Below are 26,934 nucleotides of genomic sequence, written 5' to 3' on the forward strand. Positions count from 1 at the left end.
TTGGATTGTCTTCCATGAATTAGGGCATTTCGCAGTCGAAAACGGGCCATTCGGCGACTTTGATTTTATATAAAAATACTTCCGGTTTACTTTGGGACCAGTAAGTTTTTATTTAAAGTTAAATGCGCATGCAACTCATCGACAAGCCTCAAAACCCGAAATCTTCCGAACTGGGCGATTCAACGCTGAATCAGATCCAGTCCTACATTGTAAAACAGGTGAAGCTGGGAAGGAAATTCACAATCAAGGACGTATCCGAGGAGCTGGGCCTCTCGGAATACAATATGAATAAGATTTTAATTAAAGAGACCGGGCAGACTTTGAAATTATTCATCGCTAATTGCCGGAGAGACCGTTACGTGAAAGAAAAAGCAGTGGCAGAGCCCGTCGGTAAACAAAAGGCGGGAATCTGTCTGCCATGCAGAAAAACTGGGTTGAATTTATTACAGTTGTCCGTAAAACGCATTAGATTGCGGTAACGTCGTCCATATCGGTTTGGAGACAGAAGGTAAGCGACACTGATGAAGTTACAGGTTTCTTTCGAGTACGAGTTATTTGATCATGAGCAGAATCTGGAAGGACCGCTTCAGGTGCTTCTGCATGCCGCGAGAGAGGCGCTTACACTTTCTTACGCACCTTATTCCCGTTTTCACGTCGGGGCAGCGCTTTTGCTGGCCAATGGCGAGATCGTAAAGGGAAGCAATCAGGAAAATGCCTCTTTTCCCGCAGGGATCTGTGCCGAACGCGTTGCATTATCCACCGCATCCTCTCTATTTCCGCTCGAAAAGGTTTCGGCAGTGGCTATCGCTTACAAGAATGCTGTCTCGGATATCGGTCCCGATCCTATACTATCTCCCTGCGGCATCTGCCGCCAGAGCCTGCTGGAAGTCTCAGATAGGCAACAGGATCCCATTAAAGTCGTTTTAAGCAGCGCATCAGGCAGGGTCATACTGCTCGAAAATTCGGCCAATCTGCTCCCTCTGGCTTTCTCAGCCGCCGACTTGTAAATTTTCAAATATTTTATGCCAGAATGCAACGGACGGATTTTGAGTTCGTGTCAGTATGTTTTGAAGGGAAAGCAACTTTTTCCCGGCGATCTAACCTGGCACATTCATGAAAAGACTGTCAACCGTTTCCGTTATTCTGTTAAGCGCCTTATTGTTCATTTCCTGTTCAAAAGAGAATGTTGGTAAGCAGGAAACCAAAGAATTAAATAAACAGCTGGTCGATTCGCTCATGCGGGGTTTTCCTTTTTATGTTTCCAGGGCTTATCAGGTAAAAGGAACCGATACGACTGATTTGCTCTCCGATAACATCATGGAAATCTACCGGAATGCGGCTTATCTGACTTTCTTTGAGGGGACGATTTTGTTCTATGGCGGTAATCCAGTCTCGGATCCCCAATTTCCCGCTCCTGCCAAAACTTTCAGCCTCAATACTAAAATAATGCTGCCAGCCAATATGGATTATCATTGGGACGACGCCCAGGGAACCATCGTGGTGGAGACGCGTGGAAATTCCAGCTACTTTCCTTTTATACCGGCCGGTAAAACAGGTTATATGGATAAGGGGAAATTCAACCTTACCGGAAACTACGAGGAAGCAAAGAATGCCGCAATACCTCCGAGCATGACATTTATTTATGAGGATTATGTGGTCGAGTTAAAGCCGATGTGGGCTTACTACATTGATCCGAACCAGCGACATATTAGGAAGTTTGTTGTATTTTGAGTGCAGATTGCTGTTACCCCGCGTGGAACCGCTTGTCCTGTTATATCTAATCAGAGTAGTTTTTAATGAGAACCAAGGCCCTGATCATTTCTGTCATCTTGTGGGCATTATCCTGTAACCAGGTCAATGTTCTGGATCCGGTAGATCCGGACGAAGAACCGACAGCGGCGATCCAGGTCGTGAAAGGAAGGTTTCCCAGCGCAAAGGACCTGGTATTCAAAACCATTTTAACCAGTAAAATATGGGAAGTGGGCTTTCATTCGGGCACTGACAGCTATACCTCTCTGGTGGATCAAACCAAAATGTGGGAAACATTCAGGGCCAACCCAGACTCCATACCGCCGCTGTTGAATGATCTGCTTTCAAAGACATCCTTCACCGGCGGGACATTTTCGGGCAATTCGGAAGATGTCGATTATTATACCGGTGTTCAGCGGCGTAACCGGTTGATTTATAAATTGAATTCGCTTGATTTTGCATTTGACTGGCTTAGGTATAATGGTGCGGTTTATACCCCGACCAATGCAACTTTTGAGCTTAACAAATATAAAATTCCAGCCCAGAGCCTGGCCTTTTACCCCAAAGAGATACAGGACTACCTGGCTGCGAAAAAAGAACTGTCGTTCCAATACGGGGAAGTCAGGGTCAGGTTGAATTACGAAAAGCAATACTGGCTGCAGGTGCTTTTCAACAGGAGTGGTAAAGACTACCTGGGATACATGCTGTTCGACGAAAAAGGTGCCCTGAAATGGGTGAGCAGGGAATTTAACCAACCTTTTCCGGATGATCAGATCACCAATGTCGAAACATTGCCTGCGGCTGTCCAGCAGCACCTGGATAACTCTCCCGAACTGGCCAATTTCCAATACGTTACCTCCGGACTCGACAAGTGGCGAGGAGAATATGACGGGGTTTCTTGCTACTACTTAAGGCTTTGGAACAAAGGCAATGCGGAAATGTGTGAATTGTTTTTTGATAAAGAAGGAAACCTGTTGAACAAGAGATATTACATCAGTTTTTAAAGAAGAATGAAGTTTTTTACCTCTAACAAATACAGAGATCTGACCCAGCTGGTAGGTGCTTGTCAAAAGCAGGACCCAGCGGCGCAGACTGTATTTTATGACCGGTACAAAAACAGGCTTACGGGGGTCTGTCTCCGGTATGCCAAAACGAGGGCGGAGGCAGACGATATCTTCCAGGAAGCATTTATCCGTATTTTTAGCCATATCCATGAGCTAATGAACCCGGAAGCAGCGGACAGCTGGGTAAAAACGATCGTCATCAGGACAGCGATTAATTACTATCATCGCACCACAAAAGAGCAGGAGCTGCATAGCTCGCTGGATCATACAGAATTACACCTGGATTCGGGTGACTACGAGAAGCTGATGGACCAGCTGAATATTGAGGAGTTGTTGGGCATGATCAATTCACTGCCCGACAAATACAGGACGGTGATCAACCTGCATTTGATCGACGGATACACACATGTGGAGATCGGCGAGATGCTGTCCATGTCGGACGCTACGGCCAGGTCACAATTTATGAGAGGCCGGAATATGTTACTAAAGAAATTAGAATTAAAGGGGATCGTGCATCATGAAAACTTCTGAGGATCAACTCAATGAGGCATTGCGGGCAGCCCTTAAACGCAAGTTTGACAATTTTGAAGATCAGCCCAATCCGTCTTCATACGGCCTCATCCGTGAGCGTCTTAAACAGCCGCGCAATTATAAGTACCTGTTTCTTACCATCTTTTTTATAGCGCTTTTCGTTACCGGCGTAAAAATGGACCAGCACTTGCTGACCGGAAAAACAGGCCATAGGAACGCCCGTAAGGCAGAGGCTAAAACCGCAGGTGCCAAAGTTAAAGCTGCACAAATGAATCCGGTACCACCCCGCGTCGCACTCGCTGCACCGGATCAGGTACTTGTCGGCAAGAAAATTCAGAAAGTCGTTCCGGCTGTATTGGAGGCATTTGAACAAGGATCGAAAGGCCGGGCCGGTTTGAGCGATCCCGGGTTGTTACAACCACCTTCGGAACGATCGGGTAATGATCCGGCAGTTGACGATCCTGTGCCAGCAAGGTCTGCAAAAACACCTGCAACGATCGATCATGCCGAAAACCAATATGTTGCAGCGAATGATCATGTTGAGCATGCTTCTTTTCAACCGGTTCTTACAACAGATATCAGGGAAGTGGAACCGGTCCAAATCAGGCAAGTGGCTGTCGGCCTGCCTGTTATCAGGGCTTCGGAACAATTGCAACAGCGTGTTATACGTACAAATCCAAATCAGATAAGCTGGTTGCTGAATGTAGCAAGCCTTAAGACGTACCAGATCTTAACTATACCCAAGTCAATGGGCCAGAATTTTCAGAATTTCAAATTTCCTTCCGTCTTTTCGCTCGAAAGCCTGGGTTATAAGGTGAGTGCGGGATTTGAGAGGAGAGGACTGCAGGTTTTGTTAAATTACAGCACTTTCCGCCAGACTTATTCCTATGAAATAGCAGGGAACGAGTATGTAGTGCAATCGGTAGGGCAGCAGGATTATAAGATTATACGCCCGGGAACAGTTGTAAGCGAAAACAAAAAACTGGACCTGCTTGGAATAGGAGTGAGCAAGGAAGTTCAGTGGGGACGATCTTCCTACCGCAAATATTTCGCATCCGCCGGCCTGGAATATTCCCACGCACTTAGGGCCGGGCCGGGAATCGGATGGATCAATGCTTCTTTCGGGCGGGAATTTGTTGTGAACAGAGCGGTACAGTTCCATGTGGGACCTTATGCGGAATTCAGCCCGATCAAGACTTCGGGAGCCGGTGATCCATTCTACTACCAACCTTACCGGGTTGGTATTTCACTGGGCATAAAGCTAAAACGGCCGTGATATTGTGTAAAGCGGCTATGTTTTAGACCTTAATTTGTAAGTACTGATCGCGACGAAACTGTAAATTTTTCGCATGAACGGGGGCAGGACGAAGTCTCTGATGACTTCTTTTCTTCTCTCTCCCACTGGCTTCCCCATGTAAAGGTATTTGAGCGCAAATTTCAGTTTCGCCCAGTAATTGTTTTCGTATTGCTTGGCAAACAGCAACTTGTAATAATAAGTAGCAATATTTTTCCGCAACCGGGCATCGTATTTATAATCGAAATGCCGGTTGATATTAGAGTAAAGCTGAATACGGTTAAACAGAAAGTCGGAGCTGTAATGATTATCCGCGAAGCTTGCACCACCACGGTTTTTTCTATAAACCGACATCACTTCGTCGATGTAGCCAATCGGCCCACGGCTCGCGAACATAATATTTCGTGGGATATCGCCGCTCGTCGATAAGTTCGTCCATTCCGGATCTGGATTCTTCTCGAATTCCTCCCGGCGGAACATCAGGCTGGAAGTCGCAATGAAGGTCAGCTCATCCTCGCCAATCAGGTCGTCCTCAGTGATTTCTGCTTTTTTTAACGTATTTACCAGATGCGGGGGCGCCGAGTTATCGTCATAAATCACCATGGCATTGTGAAAGCTGGCCGAGTAATGGGGATTGGCATCCAGCATTTCAACCTGTTTCTGCAGCTTATGTGGGGAAGTGAGGTAATCGTCCCCGTCAAATTGCGCAATGTACTCACCTTTGGCCATAGCAAAGGTCTGAAGGGCATTGTACTTGCCATTCAGACCCAAGTTTTTGGTTTGTAATAATAAACGGATTTTCCCGGGATAGCGTTTCTCGTAATCTTTGAGAATGCCCACTGTATTGTCTTTGGAGCAGTCGTCACCAACAACGATCTCATAGTCAAAAGTGGTCTCTTGCATCAGCAGCGAATCCAGCATTTTAGCTACGAACTTTTCGTGATTATAGGTAATCACGCAAACACTCACTCGAATCATGACGATTTGTTTTATTTAAAAACCTCTTCCACTTCCTCTTGCTTCGGAAATCCGGGGAACAGCAATTCCGGGGTAGGTTTATAAATATAAGGAAGAGGAAAGCCGCGGTCTACGAAAGTTTTCTCTACCAGGTTGTTAAAGCGGAACTGCGAAGTCCAGCGAATGTGCGGGGTAACGTTCGTACCCGAACGGTGTACCGTGAATGTTGAGAAAATCAGGATGTCTCCGGCTTTCAGTTCGAGCTGAACGAATTCATCCTCAGGAAGTTCTTCCTGAATGCTGCTGATATAATCGACGTCGCTACCAGCAAATAAACCTCTTTTGTGGCTGCCTGGCAGAACCTGCAGGCCGCCCAAAGCAGTGTCGCAATCCACCAGCGGGAACCACATCACTATGCTATCGAGTGAGCCTTGTCCGCCGCGCCAGTCCTGGTGTGCGCCCAGTTTCCAGTAATCCTGCTTTTTAGCCAGATTGCGACTATTGAACATCATCGCCGGACGAACCGCTATGATCGGATATTCGAGACCAATGCTTTGCAGAACTTTGGTGATCCGGTCGTCGGTTCCAAGTCTGTGCAATGATACCAGATGTTGAACCTGCTTTCCGGTATTGACAAACGCGTCAAAATCCTTTTGAAAGAAGTCGTACATCCCGGCTTCAAATTCATCCTGATTGTTAATATCGACCTTCTTGCCAGTTGCGCGTTCTATTTGATATGCGAAAACGCCGCGTGCTTCGTCGAAAATCGCTTTGATTTCCTCCGGTGCGAAGAAGTTGCGCACCACTATGTAACCATCCTTGAAATATTGACTTTTTAGATCAGTACCGTTAATGTGCGTTTCATTTGCCAAGCTAATATCCTCCATGTGTATTTTCCTATTTTTGTTTTAAAGGCTGATTAATAGATCCTCAAAGGTACTGTAATTGTTGTTTAATTAGAATTTTCCCAAACTGATATAAATCATATTAAGGTTTTTTTCCAAGTTAACCGATTTCATCAAAACATTAAACGATTGTAGAGTCCGGCGTATAGGTCTGTTTGAGAGCCGGTTGAAGCTAGCAAGTCGTGCGGGTAACCTAGCTCAATCGCAGAAATGGCATCCAGTCGTTTTAAGGCATCCTCGTTTAGCGTGAGGTGAAGACTACCCAGATTATCAGCGAGCTGCGCTTCATTCCGGATCCCCAGCACCGGGATCACCGGCGAGCGTTGCTGCATGATCCAAGCCAGCGCAATTTGCGATGCAGGTACAGCCAATTCTTCTGAAAGTACTTTTATTTCAGTGGCAATCCGGTTATTTCTTTCGGAAAAACGGGGACTATTTTCTCTTAACCGACCGGTTTGCCCATCAAGATATTTACCAGTCAGCACCCCATTTCCCAATCCTCCCCAAGCCGTAACCGAAATGCCCAGTTCCTCCGCCATCGGAATCAGGTCGCGCTCCGGGGCGCGTTGTATCAGGCTGTATTCCAACTGGATAGCCACGAATTTGCTCAAACCTTTCCAGTCCGCCAGCGTATTGGCCTGGCTGATTACCCAGGCCGGTGCATTGGAAATACCCAGATGCAGCACTTTCCCGCTGCGTACCAGATCATCCATCGCCCTCAGCACTTCTTCTGGTGCCGTCGTAAAATCCCAGCTGTGCAGCCAGAGAATGTCCACAAAATCCGTATCCAGCCTTTTCAGACTTTCTTCCAGCGAGCGGACCATGTTTTTGCGATGGTTACCCGAAAAATTCAAGTCGCCGGGGCGGTCTTTCAAGGAATATTTGGTGCCGACTACATGCCGGTGACGGTCGGGCTTGATAAATTCGCCCAGCCACTGCTCGCTGGTACCGTTGGTATAGCGGTTGGCGGTGTCAAAAAAATTGCCTCCCGCCTTCACGAAGGCGTCAAAAATCTGCTTCGACGTAGTCTTATCTGCACCCCAGCCCCAGTCGGTACCGAATGTCATCGTACCCAGGCATACCTCCGAAACCCGGAGACCGCATTTCCCGAGCAGACGATAATTCATCGCGTTTTCGGTTCCGGTTTGCGGGGGATTTTGAGGACCAGCGGGCTGTGCGCCACCAGGCTGTGCGCCACCAGGCTGTTTACCAAGTATGTTCTTAACCCAGTTAGCCATATATTTTTCGGGGTAAATTCAGCGTGATTGTTGTAAAATGAAGATCGTCAAAACCAGCAATACTATGTTGCTGACGATTTTCAATATTACTTGAAGCCCGGCGATAATCAAAAAATAATTTCCGGGACTTCACGAGCGGAGGGCCGCGTGCAGGTTTTTCTGGTTTTATTCAAAGAAATAATGTAACTAAGTGATTATTTGTAGATAGCATTTGTGCCGGTATGCCGAAACTTCTCCTCCTGTTTTTTTGCGTGTCAAACTATTTTATTATTTCACAATGCACATGCAGTGAACTCTCGCACCGCCGCCGGAAAATTCTTCCCCTCATGCCCCGACCGGCTCAGTTTCACCAAAGCAAATCTTTCCAGTAAGTCCAGATTCGCCCATTGTTTTAATGTGATCTCGGGACATTCCCATTCCCGGGCTTTTTGGTTGACTTCTTCCGGTACTTCGCCAAGATAATTCCAGCTGTCATTGAGTTCTGCCAAAATGGAAGGGTAGGAGCCGGTGTATTTCCAAACAACTTCGTTCACGAAATTGGCATACTTTTCGATTTCAAAGCATTCATAACAAGCCATTTGCGCCAGCTTGTCTTTTTCTTCAAAATCCAATTTTACCCAGTCCGATAGCTTCAATTTGATCCGGCAAATGTCGAGCTTGTAGCGGACGATCATAGGGATGCATTTCAAGGTGCCGACAAAATCGTTTTCAAAGTCGAAGAAGCGCGGTGCGACGATCAGGAGGTTGGCCTCTCCGGTTGCAACAGATTGTATCTCAATATTTTCAGCAATCATATAGTTGATGTTAACATATTTGACAAAGCGATTTCTACCGGCAGCAGCATTGACTTTTCATTCTCGCAGGTAGAACAGCAGTAATGTTCCGGGAGATTTTCAAAAAGCGTCCCGGCGGCGATATTTTGGCGTATATCTCCAAATTCGGGATCGTAAACCGTCAGACAATCAGGACATTGATGCACGATTTTTGTCGGAGCCGGAATTGGATCTTGCTCCATGTTTTCATTCAAAAAACCTTTCTGATTTTCCAGCGTCCGCAGGTTACTGAATTTCCGGCAAAGGCGTTCGAGCTGCCAGCCGAGGTGAATGCGGAACAGGCCTTTTTGAAAAAGCACATATTTCCGGCTGTTGGGGTTGAAGTTTTCGGTATGATAAAGGTCGTATGTGCTCACCAAACCAAGCTCGCCGATTTTGACCAGATCTCTTTTTTTGATCAAAACAGAACCAAAAACCTCCGACTTACTGCGCATCTGAATGCCAAAACAAAGGCCAAAAGTGCGCGTATCGTTTTTTTCAAAATGCCTGATTAGGCCGTTTTTCAACTCATTTCCCTCTCCCGGATAATCCTCCGTCTGCCAGGCCAGTTCATTTGCCGCGTGCCTGACATTGATGTTGTGCCTCCCGAGAACGCCACTCCACTCACCGCGGTATTGATCTTCTATTCCTTTGATGATCAATGATTTCCAAGGCGTGGTGCAGATTTCGCCGATACGGGTTTTGAGACAAAGCAAACATACGTCCAGCAAAAAGTCGATCGCAAATTCTTCGTCGCGCCGGTAAAGTCCCAGCCACGTCCGCGACTCGTACCGGTTGAAACCTTCATAATACGGCAGCGAAAAGGAGGGAAGTTCGAGATCAGGCGTCGCCGGTTGGGAAACATAATGCAGCTTCTCTTTCACCGATTGATAAAGAGCGGATTCATCTGTGATTTGCTGATCAAGCATTTGATCTTCAACCGCTTTCGCCACCCGCCCGATTTCATTCGTGTAGATCAGGTCTTTCCATTTGAAAACAACATTGCTTTGCTTTGGCCGGATATATAAAAACCAGAAATGCGGCACATTTGAGCTGACAAAATTGAGGTTACCCGTAAAAAACGGCGTAAAACTCTGGTTTGAATCAGAAATGTTGATCTTCAATCGCGGCCGAAAATCAATGTTATCCAGGATAGAATGATACTCGCCGGCATTGAGCCACTGCCCGGTCCGGAAAACTTCTTCGCCGCAATAAGAGCTGATGATGTTCGGAAAACGGTCGGTATTGACCTCGTAACCCACATTCAGTTTCTTCAAATCACCTTCAAGAAAACGCATATCCTCGTAGTGCACAGTCATCAACATTTGCTGGCGCGAGCCAAACTTCACTTTACGGACTTGTGCTGCCCTTGCCGCCATCAATACTTTTTTCAAAAACCCCGGCGACGCAATACCACCCGGCAGGTTAATTTTGATATGATAATAATCCCGCATATCCGCTCAGATTAGCACTGTTTCCTTCATCTTTTCCAAAATCGACCTGACCTCCGGCCTGCAAGAGCCGCACCCCGTCCCGGCACTGGTTTTCTGACATAACAATGTAAAATCCTGACAGCCTGCCGCGATCGCATTTTCAAGATTCCCGCTGCCGACCTGGTTGCAGGAACATACCAGCTTCCCCAACATTGGCTCCGCCTTCTGGCTAGACCGCAGCAGTTGCAACCGCTTCTCCGACAGCTCTGTACCTTCCGAAATCAGCGCTCTAAACTCCGCAAATTCATTTTTATCCCCGATCAAAATCGTCCCCACCAGCTTGTCGCGGTGGATGATGCATTTTTTATAATACCGCTTGGCCTTGTCTGTAAAAACGATCTGTTCAAATTCAGGATCATTTGCCGGCGCGTCGACCAGGCCCATACTGCACATATTCACGCCTTCCATTTTCAGGATGTTCATGGAAATGCTGCCCTGGTATGGCGCAGCGATATCTCCGGCCAGATAAGTCGCGATTGCCTCGGCTTGCTGCTCCGCGGCCAGCGTGATACCCCACATTTGTCCGTTCCACTCGGCAATTTCGCCCGCAGCAAATATGTCAGGATCAGAAGTTTGCAGGTAATCATTGACAGTAACTCCGCGCTTGCATGCAAGTCCGGCTTCCTGCGCCAGCTGAATGTTGGGTACCGTCCCCGCCGCGATCACGACTGCCTGACAAGCCAGTTTCCGGCCTGATTTCAGCCTGATACCTTCCACTTTTTCGGAACCGTCGAAAGTCGCGATCTCGTCGTTGAAGTAAATGTCAATGTTACGGTCGGCGAGTTCCTGGTACAAAAGTTCGCTGGCGAGCGGGTCGAGCTGGCGCTCCATCAGGCGGCCGCTGCGCTGGATGACGCTCACGCGCACATTCATTTCGCGAAATGCCGCCGCCAGTTCCAGCCCCAGAATGCCGCCGCCTGCGATCACCGCGTGGGGGTCGGGTTGCTGCAAAAAGGGGAGGAGCGCGTCGGCATCCAGCCGGGAGCGCATGTTGAAAATCCCCTTCAAATCCGGGACGCCTTTTGGCATGAAAGCCCGGCTGCCCATGCCGAGGATCAGCTTGTCGTAATGATGTTCATTGCCGCGATCATCGATCACAGTCTTGTTTTTCCGGTCAATGTTGACGATACCGGTTCCCTTGTAGACGGCAATGTGATGTTCTTCAAACTGATCTTCCCGCAGCTTCACGAGTTGCTCCCAGTTCTGCGCGCCGCTGATGTAGTCGGGCAGCATGACGCGGTTGTAAAATGGGTAAATTTCTTTGGAAAAAACATGGATCTCATCGTCCTGATTGAGGCTCCGGTATTTACTAATAAAACCCAAGCCAGCAGATCCTGCGCCGATGATGACGATTTTCTCAAAAGGTTTTTGATAAACCGAAACCTCCACCGCCGAAAATTTAAAATCCGGCTCCTTCGATTTCGGATCAACCAGGGCATTGGTCAGATTATTGGCGCGATTGAGGTTACTGCCCAGCATTTTGCCCCAATGCATCGGTAAAAAACACAATCCCGGCCGCACATCCTCCGTAATCTGCACCTTCACCCGCACTTCCCCACGCCGGCCTTTGACCAAAGCCAGCTGCCCATCATTCAAATTCCTTTTGGATGCATCATTCGGGTGGATTTGCAGGAAAGGCTGGGGGATATGTTTGTTCAGTTTTGTGACGCGGCCGGTTTTGGTCATGGTGTGCCACTGGTCGCGGATACGGCCGGTCGTCAGCACCAGCGGGAATTCCGGGTCTGTCGGTTCCGAGGCATTTTCATCGTCTACTGCGTGGATTTGGGCTTTTTTGTTGGGGGTATAAAACTGATGGTCTTCGAAAAGTCGCTTTGGTAAGCTAATACCCTCGGTAAAATTCTTAGGAGCAGGCCACTGAATGCTTCTTTTCTCTTTCAATAAATCGTGACTAACTCCTGAAACGTCAATATTGGTATCTTCCGTATTTTTGACATATTCATCGTAGACTTCGGAAGTGTTTTGGTAGTTAAATGCATATCCAAAGCCCATTTTTTCCGCAAAACGCCAGATAATTTCTGAATCGGGGAGGGCCTCACCCGGTGCATCCAATGCTTTTGGTAGGTACGTAATGCGTCTTTCGGCATTCGTCATCGTGCCGTCTTTTTCCAGCCAGGCGGCTGCAGGTAGTACCACATCGGCCATTTGCACGGTATCCGCCCGGGTTGAAATGTCCTGAACTACGACAAACCGCGCCTTTTTCAGAGCACTTTCTGTCGCATTCACATCCGGCATGCTCACCATCGGGTTGGTATTGATGATCCAGATGGCTTTTAGTTTATCGTCCGCCAATGCTTCAAACATTTCGGTCGCGGTCAGTCCGGGTTTGGGGGCAATGTTCACCGGGGTTTGCCAGAATGCTTCCATTTCCTGGCGGTGTTTCGGGTTCACAATTTCCCGATGTCCCGGCAGCATGTTGGCTAGCCCGCCTGTTTCGCGTCCGCCCATCGCATTGGGCTGGCCTGTCAGCGAAAACGGCCCATTACCAGCCTTGCCAATTTTCCCGGTAATCAAATGCAGGTTGATCAGCGAAAGGTTTTTATTCACCCCGATCACCGACTGGTTCAAACCCATTGTCCAGAATGAAAGAAAGCCTTTTGATTCGCCGATCCATCTGGCAGCAAGTTCAATATCCTCTGAATGAATCCCGCAAATTTCGGCTGCTTCCGCAATGCTGCGCTGCATTACTTTTTGCCGGTAGGCTTCAAAACCGTCGGTATGATCGGCAATAAAATCAATGTCGATCAGCCCGTTTTCGATCAATAACCTGCCGATCGCGTGGTTCAGCACAATGTCTGTCCCCGGGTTGATCTGTAAATGCAGGTCAGATGAGCGGGCCGTGTCCGTTTTTCTGGGATCGACGCAAATGATTTTCACATCCGGGTTAGCGGCTTTGTACGCTTCCACCCGCCGCCAGATAATCGGGTGGCACCAGGCCGGATTTGCGCCGGTAACGTATAAAACATCAGCCGATTCAATATCGTCATAAGTCACCGGCACAATGTCTTCGCCCAGCGACATTTTATATCCCACCACCGCGGAGCTCATGCAAAGCCGCGAGTTGGTATCGATGTTATTGGAGCCGATAAAACCTTTAATCAGCTTATTGACAAGATAATACTCCTCTGTAAGGCATTGTCCCGAAACATAAAATGCCACCGAATCCGGCCCATATTTTTTAATGAATGTTTTGAAAACCGCCGCAGTCCTCTCCAAAGCCTCATCCCAGCTCACCCGCTGCAAAGGCATCGACCGGCCAAGCCGCATCTGCGGATAAAGCAGCCTGTCCGACTGATCCATCACCGTATAATGCAGGTTCATCCCCTTCGAGCAGAGCATCCCTTTATTCGAAGGATGATCCTTGTCCCCTTCCAGATTCAGCTGCCCATTCGCTTCCTTCGTCACCACGACGCCGCACCCCACGCCGCAGTAGCAGCAGGTTGATTTGAAGGAGGTAGATGGGGTTTTCATGGGGGATTAGTTTGGTGTTGTACGTTGATGTTTGGGATAGTTTGGTGTTGTCCGGTGTTGCTGCATTTTGTCATGCTGCAGAGTCGAAGCATGACAAATAGCCTAAGCCTCAGCTACTTCCAAAGCCTCAGCCACCACCTCCGTTTTTCCACTGAAATCAACCAGCGCCACAACTGCCGCCACACAGGCAATCGCTACCCCGATGTACACAAATGCCTCCGAGTAACTGATACTGCTGGATTTAAACAAAAACCCGGCAAGCACTGCACCAACATTACCGCCAGCGCCCACAATGCCACTCACCGAGCCGATGGCTTTCCGATTAATAAAAGGGACGATCGCATAAGTCACACCATTTGCCATTTTCAAAAACATCGCGAACGAAAGCATGGTCACGACGGCGATCATGATGGTGCCGCTCTGTGCGAAAAGCGCGATACCGATCCCTTCCAGCGCGAGGCACAGTGCCAGCAGGCGGCCTTTGCCCAGCATTCCGTGATTTCTACCCACTTTATCTGCCACGATACCGCCGACAGCCCGGGCGAAAATGTTCATGAAACCGAATGTTCCGGCGAGGATACCGGCGGTGGCAAGGGTGGTGTCGAAGTTTTCGAAGAAGTAGAGGGCAGCCACATTGTCGAAGGTAATTTCAATTCCAAAACACGCTCCGTAAGCCAGAAACAAAGCCCAGGTGCGTTTGTCCTTCATCGCTGCGACGAGGGTACCTTTTGTTTTCGCTGCTTTTGGATTGGCGATTTGGAGATCCTCGAAGTTGCCGGCGGGGGTATCTTTGGTGAAAAAGTAGTAGACGAATGCAAAGACCAGCAGTATCGCACCCGGCACAATCATCGCCAGCCGCCACGCCGATTCAGGGAGATATCCTGCGCCTACAAAACCCGCAAAAATCAGCGGCATGACCATATTGGTGATCCCGCCGCCCAGGTTACCCCAGCCGCCTGCCACAGCATTGGCGGTACCGACGATCTTTTTGTCAAACATCACCGAAGTATGGTATTGCGTGACCACAAACGACGCGCCGATCACGCCGATCGCCAGACGGAAAAGCAGGAATGACTCATAAGAATGTACCAGCCCGACCAGCATCACCGGAAATGCGCAGATCCCCATCAGCGCCGCATACGTTTTCCGCGGCCCCCAGGTATCACACAATTTCCCGATCGCAATGCGCGCCACGACCGTCGCCGCGACCGATGCAATGATAATGTTGCCGATCTGGCTTTTAGTCAGTCCAAGGTCCGTTTTGATCACCGACATCAGCGGCGCCAGTCCGAACCACCCGAAAAAGCAAAGGAAAAATGCCATCCAGGTCAGGTGAAATGTGCGCATTTGAATGCCTTTCATGCTGAAAATGTTGAGTTTTTCCAGCGGCTGGTTTGTGCTTTCCATCGTAATAGGAGTTGAGTGGTTAAAATATTATTTGATAAAATCAGGCTTGATATTGATCATCAGGTAAGCCCAATTGGCCATTTTGGACGGATTTGGGACGTTTTTTACAAAACCTAATGTGGAAGTCGTGAAGTAAGTGCAGTAGCCGCCCTGAAAGCTGATCGCCTTCGTCAGGTTGTAATTGGCAATGATATCCAGCTCGCTGCCGAGGTCCGAGGATAGCTTCTGATCACTCGCATTATGGATCGTCGCTGCGCTTGAAAAGTGGTGATAGTCAGCATTGATCAAGAACTTTTCTCCTGCTTTGATCACGCTGTTGACATACACATCCGAAAGTCCGCCTTTGCCGAAACCGTTCGCCGCGTAGAAGTAATCCATTTGTCCCCAAAACTTGTGCGGCGTGCCGTAAAGCGGATCGAATGTGCGGTTTTTGGAAGCATTGCTGCCGGTACCCGAGGTATGGTCAAAACCGGGGCCGACGGACAGAAATTTGTTCACCGTGTAAAGTCCTCGCAGCGAATACATATTGGCATTCAGTGATTTGCCGTCTTTGTCTCTGCCAGTCTGAAAGTAGGCGCTGGCCGTCAGGTTCCAGGATTTGTAGGGTTTAATTTGCAGATAGGGGCCGAATGTCACGCGGTTCCAGGTGCCTTTTTGAAGTACCCGCTCGCTCTTTTCATTCAAAGTATATTTCTGAAAATCGTCTTTTAACGCCACGAAAGAAATGTTTCCGGCACTAAGTTTTTTGCCCAGATAAACAAACTGCATCGACTTGTACATGGTACCGATCCCGTTTGTCCCGGCGGGATATCCGTTTGGAATTCCCTCATATAATGTACCCGTTTTTAGTTCACGGTTCTGGTTATACGCGACGCCGATGTGGGCCGTGAAATTGTTGGCGCCGAGTTTCAAAACCGCCGCGTCGTGGCGCCTTGCCTGTTGCAGCCAGTCGAGGTTACCAAGCAGGCGGCTGTCGTCATAAAGCAATTCCTGGCGACCGATTTTCAATGCAAACTCCTTGCCAAGTCTGGTTTTATTAGTGTCCAGCAGGCTGATTTCGGCCCAGGCTTCATGCAGCATGAGTCCATTCAATGTTGAATTGGTGATCCTGTTATTGGTAGAAGCGTCCTGGCCCCACACCCGCACATCCTGCACGGCTACGAAAAAATTGAAACGATAACCCTTGTAACCCGCATTCAGCCGGGTTCTTTGTGAGGTAAAAAAGGCAGGTTTTTCTCCCTTGTTCAGCGGGTTGCCCTGTCCTTGCAGCAGCTCCGTGCGGGTCCTGAGCTGGCCCGAGATAGTCAGTTGGGCGAAAGTTTCACCGGGGCCGAGCATGGCGATGCCGATGATACCCGCCCAGAGCAGGTAAATGTTCTTTTTCATTCGAATAGGAGTTGTAGGTTGGTATTAAATCAGCTGCATACTTTGCAGGTAATCCATTGAATAAGAGGGATTCAGAGCTACCACTTCGCCGATCACCATGATCGCCGGCGTCCCGATCCCGTTTTCTTCCGCCAGCCGCGGCATTTCCCAAACCTGCCCGATCACACTTCTCTCATTTTCCCTCGTCCCGTTCTGGATGATCGCCATCGGCAAATGGGCCCGACCGAATTTTTTATACAAATCACAAACTTCCTTCAACCGGCTCATCCCCATCAAAACCACAACGGTCGCCTTCGACTGCGCCGCCAGCTGCATATCGTCGGAAAGTTCTTCATTGCGCGTCGTGCCGGTGATCACCCAGAAACTTTCGCTGTATCCGCGGCTCGTTACCGGGATTTCCAGCGAGGCAGGTACCGCAATGCAGCTCGAAACGCCCGGCACTACTTCTACCTCGATGCCATGCTCGCGGGCGTAATCCAGTTCTTCATAACCTCTCCCAAATACAAATGAGTCGCCGCCTTTCAGTCTCACCACATGTCCGCGCTTGCGTGCAAGCCTGACGATCAGTCCGTTGATCTCGCTTTGTGAAAAGGACGGGTTGCCTGCCTTCTTGCCGACATACATTTTCAATGCGGCTACAGGCGCAAATTCCAGCAGCTCGGTATTGGCGAGTTCGTCGTACAGCACCACATCGGCCTGCTGCAATGCTTTCATGCCCTTCAAAGTGATCAGTTCCGCATTTCCCGGACCTGCACCGACCAATGTAAGTTTTGGCGTCATCATAAGTATGGAGTGATTGAATGTTGAGATTGTACTATAAATAGTATATAGTTACTACGTCAACTATGGCATCAAAATTAGGTGTAATATTTTACAAAACAACACTTTGACCAAAATTTATATTTAAAAATAACTATATGAGCAAATTTTACATTAGGAAATGAACTATATGCCGTTTACATTTGAATGCTGGGAGTGACTATGAGATGTCAATTTATTTAAATATTTATATAATATTTTGTTGAAATTATAATTTAATAGTTAATATATACTATGAACTCTATTTCTAACACGCGAATTGTAGTTGCCGGCAACGGAATGGTAGGATATAAATTCTGCGAAAAGCTGTTGTTGCGAAAGAAAAGTGATCAGGTCTTTGAAATCACAATTTTCGGAGAAGAGCCGCGGGCGGCCTATGACAGGGTACATCTGAGCGAATTCTTTGCTGGAAAAACGGCTGATGACCTTTCACTGGCAGGCACAGACTGGTACCATGAAAACGGAATCCGGCTGCTGCTTTCCGATCCGGTTGTGGACATTGATAGGAATGAAAAATGTGTCAGGTCGCACCACGGACATGTAGTGTATTATGACTACCTCGTGCTGGCGACCGGCTCTGGCGCATTTGTGCCGTCCATCCCGGGCGTGGAAAAAGACGGTGTATTTGTGTACCGTACCATTGAGGACCTGGAACTGATCCAGGCGCACGCAGTCAGAGCGAAAAAGGGCGCGGTACTTGGCGGCGGACTTTTAGGTCTGGAAGCTGCCAAAGCATTGCTGGACCTCGGTTTGCAAGAGGCACACGTAGTCGAATTTGCGCCAAGACTGATGCCCCGGCAAATCGACGAAGCCGGTTCGCGAACATTACAAAGTCAACTGGAATCGCTTGGTTTACAGATACATCTTGCAAAAAGTACGCAGGAGATCACAGGCGGCGACAGCATTTCGGGCATGCAGTTTGCCGACGGCAGCCTGCTGGAAGTGGATATGCTGGTGATCTCGGCGGGTATCCGTCCGCGCGACGAGCTGGCGAAAATTGCAGGATTGGAAACGCATCCACGCGGCGGCATCGTAGTGAACAATCAGCTTCAAACCTCCGATCCCGCCATTTTCGCGATCGGTGAATGTGCCCTGGCGCACCACATGATCTACGGACTCATCGCTCCCGGCTACGAAATGGCCGATGTGGTTGCGACGAAAGTTACCGGTGGCGAGAAGGAATTTCTGCCTTATGACATGTCGACCAAATTGAAACTCATCGGTACCGATGTAGCCAGCTTCGGCGACGCATTTATCGAGGAGCCGGCCTGTAAAACAATCCGTTACGAAAACAAGGCCAAAGGAATTTACAAAAGAGTGAATGTAAGTGAAGACGGCAAAACGCTGCTGGGCGGAATCCTGGTAGGCGACGCGAGCCAGTACAATATGCTTCTGCAGACATTCAAAAACAAAACCGTCCTGCCGCCCGACCCGGAAGATTTGATTTTGGGATCGCGCGGAGGCGAAGAAGCAGGCGCTGGTGTGATGAGTTTCCCCGACGACGCGCTGATCTGCTCCTGCGAGGCGGTTACCAAAGGAATGTTATGTCACGAAATCGGCGAAAACGGACATCATACAGTAGATGCTCTCAAAAAATGCTGCAAAGCCGGTACAGGCTGCGGCGGCTGCGTGCCGATGGTGAAGGATATCATTGCCGGTGTGATGAAGCAAAATGGTTTGTATGTCCGCAATGTCGTTTGTGAACATTTCAGTTTTAGCCGCCAGGAACTGCTCGATCTGGTGAAAATGAATGGGTTGAAGACGTATGGCGCAGTTCTGGATGAGTTTGGAAAAGGCGACGGCTGCGAAGTTTGTAAACCGGTAGTGGCTTCATTGCTGGCGAGTTTGTGGAACGAAAATATCCTGCAAAAAGACCGGGCGCCGATCCAGGATTCCAATGATCGTTACCTGGCCAACATTCAGAAAGGAGGGACCTACTCGGTAGTCCCGCGCATTCCCGGCGGGGAAATTACCCCTGAAAAACTGATCGTGATCGGCGAAGTGGCGCAGAAATACGGGTTATATACCAAGATCACTGGCGGCCAGCGCATCGATATGTTCGGCGCACACCTGGGCGACCTGCCGCTGATCTGGGAAGAGCTGATCGATGCCGGTTTTGAAAGCGGACATGCCTATGGAAAATCATTACGGACCGTAAAAAGCTGCGTAGGCTCCACCTGGTGCCGTTTTGGCGTGCAGGATTCTGTGAGTTTCGCAATTGAAGTGGAGGACCGGTATAAAGGTTTGCGCTCGCCGCATAAGTTAAAATCGGCAGTCTCAGGTTGTATCCGCGAATGTGCAGAGGCGCAGAGCAAGGATTTTGGCATCATCGCCACCGAAAAAGGCTGGAACCTGTACGTCTGCGGAAATGGCGGCTCCAAACCCCAGCACGCCCAGCTGCTCGCCACCGACGTGGACAAAGAAACCTGCATCCGCCTGATCGACCGCTTCTTAATGTTCTACATCAAAACCGCCGACCCGCTCACCCGCACCGCCACCTGGCTCAACAAACTGGAAGGCGGCATCAACTACCTCAAAGCCGTAATCGTGGAAGATTCTCTCGGCATCGCCGCCGAACTGGAACACGACATCCAGCAACTGATCGATGTGTATCAATGTGAATGGAAAGAAGTAGTGCAAAATCCGGAGCTAAGAAAACGTTTCACCCATTTTGTAAATACGCCTGAAAAAGATCCGACGGTGGGATTCGAGGAAATGAGAGGCCAGAAGAAGGCCGCGGAGTGGGCTTAAAATTCGTGTTCAATTCGTGTATTCGTGGCAATAAAAACAACTCCTATGTACTCAGAAAAAACAACAACCAAAGTAACCTGGCACAAAGCCTGCCACGTCAGCGACATACCCGAAGACGGAGGCGGATGCGCGTTAATCGACGGTCGTCAAATAGCCATCTTCAATTTCAGCAGGCGCGGCGAATGGTTTGCGACCGACAACCAATGCCCACACAGGCAGCAGATGGCGGTTTCACGCGGCATGATCGGCAGCCAGGAGGGCGAGCCGAAAGTCGCTTGTCCGTTTCACAAAAAAACCTTTTCATTGCAAACCGGAAAGTGCCTCAATGATGATAATTATGCGATCAGTACCTTCCCGGTGATGATCAAAGAAAACCTGGTTTACATTGGAATATGACACATGGAAAGACTTGATAACCGGGTAGCAGGAAGCCTGACGCGCTTTTACGTCGTCGCCCTTTGTGTCGTGGCCATGCTGACGATCAGCGGTTTATTCCTGATCCGGAGAACGATCAGCGGATTGAACCACGACAGCAGGGTCGTCAATGTGGCGGGCAGGCAGAGGATGCTCAGTCAGCGTCTTACCAAAATCGCGATCCTGGAAACCGAGGGGAAGTCTTATGACGATCCGGCCAGCTTCGATTCGCTTCTGGTGCTCTGGAAGGAAAGCCACGATCATTTGCTGAAAAATAAGCTGCCCGTCGAAGCAGGCTACGTCACCTGGAAAAGCGCCAGGCTTGACTCCATGTTCCGCGACATATCCCCGGTTTTTGACAGTTTGTACCATGATTTTGGACAAATAAAAAATGACTCCGTTTCAAAGAAGCAAAGCGCGGAGTCCCTGGCCTCGATCCTGAAAAACGAACCGCAGTATCTGGCCAGGATGGACAACATTGTCTTCCAGTTTGACCAGGAAAGTTTTCGTAAACTCGAAAACCTGGAAAGGATCGAGTGGATACTGGATATCATGACAATCCTGGTTTTGCTGGCCGAAGGTCTGCTGATTTTCAGGCCGGTAGTGAATACAACGAGGCGGGTCGTGCGCATGCTGACCGAGTCGGAGGAGGCACTTCAATTGTCAAATCAAAAGTTGAAAGAGGCGAATGAACATCTTGTAGCGGCCCAGCATGACCTCTTACAATTGCAGGAAGAAAAATACCAATTGCAAATGGCAGAGGATAGGATCAGGGCGGCGGCGCTGATCGAGGGGCAGGAAGAAGAGCGGAAACGGTTTGCGTTGGAACTGCACGACGGTATCGGACAAATGCTCACCGGGCTGAAACTCCATGCCGAAAAGCTTAAAACCATGCCTTTTTCCGATGAAAAGCATCAAAAGAGGTTCGGGCAGCTGGTATCATTGATCCACGATACGATCCAGACCACCCGGCAGATTTCATTTAACCTGATGCCATCGGTTTTGAATGACTTCGGGCTGGCCGCCGCGCTGAAACTGCTGTGCGAGCAAACGCAAAATTCTTCGGGTATCAACATTCAATTCGAACAGAAAACATCGGGCGAGCCGGAACTTGGCCGTACAATGGAAACCGGCCTTTACCGGATCGCGCAGGAGGCATTGAACAATGCGGTCAAACACGCCCAGGCAGACAGGATCGACGTCAGACTGGACCAAAGCGAAACCCGCGTTGTACTGGAAGTAAGCGACGACGGGAAGGGGTTCAATCTCAAAGGTTTGAAGCCTTACCAGGATTTTGCGTACAACCACCATGGGATGGAAAATATCCGCACCAGGGCGCAGCTGATGAATGGCGAAATGGAAATTATATCTGAAATTAACAGCGGGACGAGGTTGATCGTTAAAGTGGATTTCTAATATTTGCAAAAAACATTTCGTCAATGCCGATCAGGATTTTAGTTGTGGATGACCATTCTGTGGTCCGTCAGGGAATTATTTCTTTACTCGAAGATGAGGAAGATATCTTCATCGCCGGTGAGGCTTCCGATGGCGACGAGGTGTGGGATATGGTGGAAAAAACAAAGCCTGACGTAATCCTGCTGGACCTGACCATGCCCCGTGTTTCGGGTATGGAGGTGATCGAACAGATCGTTCCCGAGTTTCCGGACGCACGCATTCTGGTTTTCAGCATGCATAATAACCCCGATTACATGATTTCTTCGGCGAAAAAGGGCGCTTCGGGTTATCTTCAGAAGGATACCAGCCGGGACGAAATGCTGGCCGCGATCCGGAGCATTGCCAAAGGTGAATTGTACTTTCCGCCTTATGCTTCGTCGATCATTATCAGAAGCCTGCTGAAACAAAATTTGCAGGATGCGCCTGCAATAGCTCTTGACATGGAGCACATTGACGGGAAATCGATCTGGAATGTGATTACGCCCCGTGAGCAGCAGATCCTGAAATGTCTGACCGAAGGCATGAGCAGTAAAGACATTGCCGAAAAATTCGATATCAGCGCCAACACAGTGGCTAACCAGCGGGCCAGCATCATGAAGAAGGCGAACGTGAAGAACACTGCGGAGTTGATCAGCCTGGCTCTAAAGGGTTCGCGATAGGATTTTTCCGCTGGTGGAAGTGTACCGGTTAAGACAATTCCATATAATCAATTTCCTGGAAATCGGCTACAAGGGGGATCCATATTTCGTGTATGAACCTCTGGTGCTCAGGATGATCTGAATAAGCGTCGTATTTTTCCTGATTTTCAAATTCCATTGACAGCCCATATTCAAACTTGTTTTTCGGGCTGATCTCTTTCAATACTTTGAAATTGTTGACGCCGGGGATATTTTGCAGTTCCCGTGCCGCTTTCAGGAAAAGCATTTGTTCTTCTGAGTTCTGAGGGTATTTAAGTCTGAGGAATACGGAGTGGTAAATCATCCATTTACAATTTAAATATGTTCAAATAGTCGAACCAGCCAGTGCAGAGGTGCAGTCCCTGACCGATTGATGTGAAAAGCGCCGCCGCTACGGAAATGAAGATAATGGCGTTCCTTTCAGGAAAAGGATTGACATCGCTTCATTTACCCGAAGAGCCGGATAGCGATGGTCAGCGACATGCCCCCGAGCATGCGCGACCAGCCGGGTCATAAAGGACAATATAGTAATGAATGTAGTCCTCATCTTGGTTTCTCAGCCTTCTCCGTTACCTTTAGTATGCCTTGCATTACTTTCCAATGTACTGGAAATGAACATATAAACGGATAATCTCCTGGCTGGGTGGGCGCGGTAAAATCCAATCGGAAGCTTTTGCCGGCATTAACCAGAGGTGTAGCGAACAACACATCGGCCGTGTTGGGTATAAAGTTCTTTTCAAAACCGTCTTTCAGGTTTGCCATTGCGTCCGCTGCCTCTCCTACTTTTTGTTCCGTGCCCGGTCTGACGATGACCACATTGTGCGGCATCACGTCAGGATTGTTAAAGACAAGCGATATTTTCCGGCCTGCCGGGACACTTAACGCTTTTTGATCAAAAGCCATTTTTGCTTCAACGGAATGGAGTACAATTTCAATGGTACCGATGTTTTCAAGCAGGGAGAGTACTTTTGCCCTCTGGTTTTCGGGAAGGCGGCTCACTCTTTTCTTCATTTCCACAACGGCCGCAGCAAATTGTTTTGAGTTTTGGACATGTTCGGGCAGGGTCTGTAGCGATGTCACGAACGATTCGGTCGATTGTACGGTACCGTCGTTCTGCATCGTCATATCCATCAAAAGCGGGTAAGCAATTTCTGGGGTTTCGGCTAAAGAAACCGCCTTATCCGACGACAACAGATTTTGCCGGGATTTGTCCGATGCGATCAGTGCAGCATAGCCTATCACTTTCATTAACCTGCTGGTATCGCTTTCGACCATCTTTTCAAAACCCGCCCGTTCTTTGAACAATTCATCAGGCCCCGACTTCAAGAGAAGCCCAATCAGCGTGTTCTGCGCGTCCGTACCGGTCTTTTCCTGCCTGATGGCATGGATCAGGAGATTCACCCTACTCATTTTCTGAATTTGAGCCAGTTCGGTTAGCGCAGCTCTTTTCCGTTCAGGATCGAAATCCGGCCTGGTCAGGGCAGTTGCGAGTACTTGTGGTGTTTTGGGCAAACCCGTAAGTTCCTGATCGGTCAAAAGCGTAACCAGATATTTTTCAGCCTTCGCAGGTATTTTTCCTTCTTGCAGGGATACCAACCATACGGGCTTCAGATGTCTGAAGGTTTCACGAATCGCATAATCCAGGTAATAATCTGTCGGGTATTTCAAAATGTCGAGGGCAGCGTTCACGCCTGCTTCGGATTCTACAAAGCTCGCGGCGACGATTGCTTCCAACCGCACCCGGGGAGATCCGTCGTTGATCCGCGCCTTTAATAACACCAGTGCATTGGGTATGCGATCGTACCAGAATCGTAAAATTTTCGTAGCGGCGGCCCGTGCCTGAGGTTCTTTTGCATTCAGCAGCGTTTTCAGCTGGTCGGTTTCCACCACATCAAAATCCTGATAAAGCCAGAGTGCTTCCAGCAGGTTGTGCTCATACTGCGGATCGGATTTATCGAGGGAGGAAACCCAGTTTTTCAGCGCTGGTAATACTTGGAGTGGCGACTTTTCTCGGATCAGGGTCCTGGACCGGTAACGGAGCCGGTCTTCATAGGCTTTGAGGTTATCCAGCAGTTCAGGGACGGTCTGTTTCGAGATATCGGCGGTTTGGAGCAGCGGCTTATCATGGTAGGTAATTCGCCAGATCCTGCCGTGCGACTTGTCCCGCGCCGGATCGCGGGGCGGGTTTTCACCGTGCGAGATCAGCGGGTTGTACCAGTCGGCGATGTAAACCCCTCCATCAGGCCCGAATTCAAGATCGATTGGCCGGAAATTGGGATCGGAAGATTGTAACAGCGGTTCCACTTCCTTGCCGCGGATTCCTGAATTTTCGTGAATAATGCGGTGCTGTTTTGTCCCCTGGAAACCAATATTATTATTGACCAAAAAGTCCCCCTGGACATCATCCGGGAACTGACGGCTGGAAATGATTTCAATTCCCGCAGTAGGCCGTACACGTGTTTCCGTAAACATATCGATGCGCGGGTGCTTGTCGGGATAAGTGACTTTGCCGGTCATAGGCGGCGCAAAATAATTAGAGCCGTCGGAGGCGTCGCCAATGAGGTGCGTGCCCCACCTGTCGAAAACACTCCCCCATGGATTGTAATAAGGGTAGGAAATATAATGGGTTAATTTGGCCGTACGTGGCTCATACCGGTAGGTAGCGCCGGCATAAGAGTGTACCGGGCCATAGGGTGTTTCCACCTGGGTGTTCAGGAAAGTGCCTTCGTTAAAATACAGTGCGCCATCCTGTCCGTAGGTGAATGCATGGGTAGCGTGGTGGCTGTCCTCCGAACCAAAGCCGCTCAGGACCACCTCGCGCAGATCGGCCTTTCCGTCACCGTCGGTATCTTTTAAAAAAAGAATATCCGGCTCCTGGGATACAAATACGCCTCCGTTGCCAAATTCAAAGCCCAGCGGAAGGTACAGATCGTCGGCAAAGACGGTATGCTTGTCGGCTTTGCCGTCGCCATCGGTATCCTCCAGGACCACAATCTTGTCATGAACAGGGATGCCCGGGAAATATTGGGGGTAAGTAGGCATGGTAGCCACCCAGAGCCTGCCTCTCGCGTCGAAATTGATCGCTACAGGTTTTTCAATCGGGAAGTCTTTTTCGGAAGCGAAAAGATTGATCTCAAATCCTTTTGGGAGCTTGAACTGCTCGGTTGTAGCGGGCCATGTCTGGTCATGATGTTCGTGTGCGGCTGCTCTTGCAGCCTCTCCCTGTCTGCCGGTCATCGGGATATCGGTAACCAGCGTCGGGTCAATTGCCTTTCCCCGGCGATCGACAATATCCAGCGCCTTTTGATAGGCGCTTGTGTCCTTTGTTTCTGCGAGCGTCCAAATCACTGAGTCCAATGCGACGGTCATCTGATTGAGCTTACGCATCTCGGGAGGAAATGCAATAACGCCGAAAGGCTCCCTGCGGCGTCCGTATATATATTCGCCGTTTACTGCGCGCCAGCGGTAAAAAAAATGGTCGTCCTTCATTTTGATGACTGCCCGTAGCTTTTTTTCATTTTCGGAATCGAAATCGGCTTTGGCGGGGAAGCCCAATGATTGCCCGATCCATTCCGCTGCCAGCCGGTAACCCGTATCATTGAGGTGGATACCGTTTATCGTGAGGGGCTTTTGCAGCTTCGATTTCATGCGTGCCATCGAAGGCTCAAACAGGTCTACGAAATACAGGCCTTTGGAGGAGGCCGATTTTTGCATCGCCTTGGTATACAGTTGCAGATTTGGGTTATGTGCGGAAGGATCGGGAAACGGGATGCCCAGATTTTCGTGCGCGATGGGCGATATCAGCACCAAAACCGGGGCGGCTCTCCCGTTGTATTTGTGGCTGGTCAGGTTTTCTATAAATGCGTTCAAGTCTTTTTCAAACTGGGGCAGTCCGCCAGGACCTTTGAACGACTCATTCATGCCAAAGCAGAGAAATATGATATCTGCTTTCTGATCGGTCAGGTCCTGGTTCAGCCCGTCGAAATTGAGCGCAACCGGCATGATAATCTTTTCCTGCTCGTGCGTAAAACTCTTGAACTTGATCTCTTTCTGGCCCTCCGTAAGCCGGTCGGTTTTTTCTCCAAAACCGGGAAAGTTAAGCGGGCGAGGCTGTAAGCCCACTTCATCGGCACTCCATCCCATGTTCCGCAGCACTAGTTCCTGGCCGGGGAAGCTTTTCTGCAGCAGCGTTTCGAAGTAATTGTAATGCCGCATCCTGTCGGCAAAAGTATTGCCGAGCAGGATGATATGGTCGCCCTTTTTAGGCAAAAATCCGGGATTAGGCGTTTGGGCAGCCAGATGAATGCTGAGCAAGGCGAATAGCACATGGAGCTTTCGCAGGAAACGCGGGAAGTATTTTTTCATGAGTTAAAGGCTAGGAGCGTTGAAATTATCAATAAATCAATAAAGTTTATGGTGATTCGATAACTTCCTTAGCTTTAACAGGCGAAATGCATATTCACTCATCATTCGAAACTACCGTTTGTGTAGAC

General features: G+C 49.1%; 21 protein-coding genes. 10 read left to right on the forward strand and 11 right to left on the reverse strand.

The window, feature by feature from the left end:
• Positions 1-128: 128 nt before the first annotated feature.
• The 6 genes from AC1XUF_RS16440 (at position 129) to AC1XUF_RS16465 (ending at position 4,620) form a co-directional block, all read left to right on the forward strand.
• On the forward strand, positions 129-479 hold the full coding sequence (locus tag AC1XUF_RS16440; protein WP_483342910.1) for a hypothetical protein: 351 nt from the start codon (positions 129-131) through the stop codon (positions 477-479).
• Positions 480-521: 42 nt separating this feature from the next.
• Positions 522-1,007: a cytidine deaminase gene (locus tag AC1XUF_RS16445; RefSeq protein WP_483342911.1), complete on the forward strand. Its 486-nt coding sequence runs from the start codon at positions 522-524 to the stop codon at positions 1,005-1,007.
• A gap of 106 nt (positions 1,008-1,113) precedes the next feature.
• Complete coding sequence (locus AC1XUF_RS16450) at positions 1,114-1,731, forward strand: hypothetical protein (protein ID WP_483342912.1); 618 nt, start codon at positions 1,114-1,116, stop codon at positions 1,729-1,731.
• 65 nt (positions 1,732-1,796) lie between these two features.
• Entirely contained in the window at positions 1,797-2,753 is a 957-nt protein-coding gene (locus AC1XUF_RS16455) for a hypothetical protein (protein ID WP_483342913.1), read from the forward strand.
• A gap of 6 nt (positions 2,754-2,759) precedes the next feature.
• Positions 2,760-3,344 carry an RNA polymerase sigma factor gene (locus AC1XUF_RS16460; RefSeq protein WP_483342914.1) on the forward strand — a complete coding sequence of 195 codons (585 nt, stop codon included), beginning with the start codon at positions 2,760-2,762 and terminating at the stop codon, positions 3,342-3,344.
• Positions 3,331-4,620 (forward strand): hypothetical protein, encoded by a 1,290-nt coding sequence (locus tag AC1XUF_RS16465; RefSeq protein WP_483342915.1) that lies wholly within the window; start codon positions 3,331-3,333, stop codon positions 4,618-4,620. Before AC1XUF_RS16460 ends, AC1XUF_RS16465 begins: the two co-directional genes overlap by 14 nt.
• A 15-nt stretch (positions 4,621-4,635) precedes the next feature.
• Here the strand turns inward: AC1XUF_RS16465 and AC1XUF_RS16470 are convergent, their stop codons facing one another.
• From AC1XUF_RS16470 to cobA, 9 genes are all read right to left on the reverse strand, one after another.
• Entirely contained in the window at positions 4,636-5,616 is a 981-nt protein-coding gene (locus AC1XUF_RS16470) for a glycosyltransferase family 2 protein (RefSeq protein WP_483342916.1), read from the reverse strand.
• Between the two features lie 11 nt (positions 5,617-5,627).
• Positions 5,628-6,482, reverse strand: coding sequence for a phytanoyl-CoA dioxygenase family protein (locus AC1XUF_RS16475; RefSeq protein ID WP_483342917.1), 855 nt, complete (start codon positions 6,480-6,482; stop codon positions 5,628-5,630).
• Between the two features lie 131 nt (positions 6,483-6,613).
• Positions 6,614-7,738, reverse strand: a complete 1,125-nt coding sequence (locus AC1XUF_RS16480; protein ID WP_483342918.1) for an aldo/keto reductase — start codon at positions 7,736-7,738, stop codon at positions 6,614-6,616.
• 272 nt (positions 7,739-8,010) lie between these two features.
• Positions 8,011-8,532, reverse strand: coding sequence for a nitrate reductase associated protein (locus AC1XUF_RS16485; protein WP_483342919.1), 522 nt, complete (start codon positions 8,530-8,532; stop codon positions 8,011-8,013).
• Positions 8,529-10,004 carry a rubredoxin gene (locus AC1XUF_RS16490; RefSeq protein WP_483342920.1) on the reverse strand — a complete coding sequence of 492 codons (1,476 nt, stop codon included), beginning with the start codon at positions 10,002-10,004 and terminating at the stop codon, positions 8,529-8,531. The genes AC1XUF_RS16485 and AC1XUF_RS16490 overlap by 4 nt, the downstream gene beginning before the upstream one ends.
• A gap of 6 nt (positions 10,005-10,010) precedes the next feature.
• Entirely contained in the window at positions 10,011-13,532 is a 3,522-nt protein-coding gene (locus AC1XUF_RS16495) for a molybdopterin-dependent oxidoreductase (protein ID WP_483342921.1), read from the reverse strand.
• A 102-nt stretch (positions 13,533-13,634) separates the two neighbouring features.
• Complete coding sequence (locus AC1XUF_RS16500; protein ID WP_483342922.1) at positions 13,635-14,939, reverse strand: NarK family nitrate/nitrite MFS transporter; 1,305 nt, start codon at positions 14,937-14,939, stop codon at positions 13,635-13,637.
• A 27-nt stretch (positions 14,940-14,966) separates the two neighbouring features.
• The gene (locus tag AC1XUF_RS16505) at positions 14,967-16,325 is read right to left on the reverse strand and encodes an alginate export family protein (RefSeq protein ID WP_483342923.1); all 1,359 of its coding nucleotides are present in this window, start codon (positions 16,323-16,325) and stop codon (positions 14,967-14,969) included.
• A 24-nt stretch (positions 16,326-16,349) separates the two neighbouring features.
• Positions 16,350-17,105, reverse strand: a complete 756-nt coding sequence (cobA, locus tag AC1XUF_RS16510; protein WP_483343113.1) for a uroporphyrinogen-III C-methyltransferase — start codon at positions 17,103-17,105, stop codon at positions 16,350-16,352.
• A 273-nt stretch (positions 17,106-17,378) separates the two neighbouring features.
• On the opposite strand from cobA, the gene nirB reads away from it, so the two are divergent.
• From nirB to AC1XUF_RS16530, 4 genes are read left to right on the forward strand one after another with little or no spacing between them, the layout of a single operon-like run.
• Positions 17,379-19,895, forward strand: coding sequence for a nitrite reductase large subunit NirB (gene nirB, locus AC1XUF_RS16515; protein WP_483342924.1), 2,517 nt, complete (start codon positions 17,379-17,381; stop codon positions 19,893-19,895).
• A gap of 45 nt (positions 19,896-19,940) precedes the next feature.
• Positions 19,941-20,291 carry a nitrite reductase small subunit NirD gene (gene nirD / locus AC1XUF_RS16520; RefSeq protein ID WP_483342925.1) on the forward strand — a complete coding sequence of 117 codons (351 nt, stop codon included), beginning with the start codon at positions 19,941-19,943 and terminating at the stop codon, positions 20,289-20,291.
• Positions 20,292-20,294: 3 nt separating this feature from the next.
• Positions 20,295-21,725, forward strand: coding sequence for an ATP-binding protein (locus tag AC1XUF_RS16525; RefSeq protein WP_483342926.1), 1,431 nt, complete (start codon positions 20,295-20,297; stop codon positions 21,723-21,725).
• Between the two features lie 23 nt (positions 21,726-21,748).
• Complete coding sequence (locus tag AC1XUF_RS16530) at positions 21,749-22,423, forward strand: response regulator (protein ID WP_483342927.1); 675 nt, start codon at positions 21,749-21,751, stop codon at positions 22,421-22,423.
• Between the two features lie 28 nt (positions 22,424-22,451).
• Here the strand turns inward: AC1XUF_RS16530 and AC1XUF_RS16535 are convergent, their stop codons facing one another.
• Both AC1XUF_RS16535 and AC1XUF_RS16540 read right to left on the reverse strand, forming a co-directional pair.
• On the reverse strand, positions 22,452-22,745 hold the full coding sequence (locus AC1XUF_RS16535) for a Dabb family protein (RefSeq protein WP_483342928.1): 294 nt from the start codon (positions 22,743-22,745) through the stop codon (positions 22,452-22,454).
• A gap of 239 nt (positions 22,746-22,984) precedes the next feature.
• A complete protein-coding gene (locus AC1XUF_RS16540; protein ID WP_483342929.1) occupies positions 22,985-26,806 on the reverse strand; it encodes a PVC-type heme-binding CxxCH protein in 3,822 nt (1,273 codons plus the stop codon).
• Positions 26,807-26,934 lie beyond the last annotated feature (128 nt).

This window comes from Dyadobacter sp. HNCC25DJ185 (assembly GCF_056895195.1).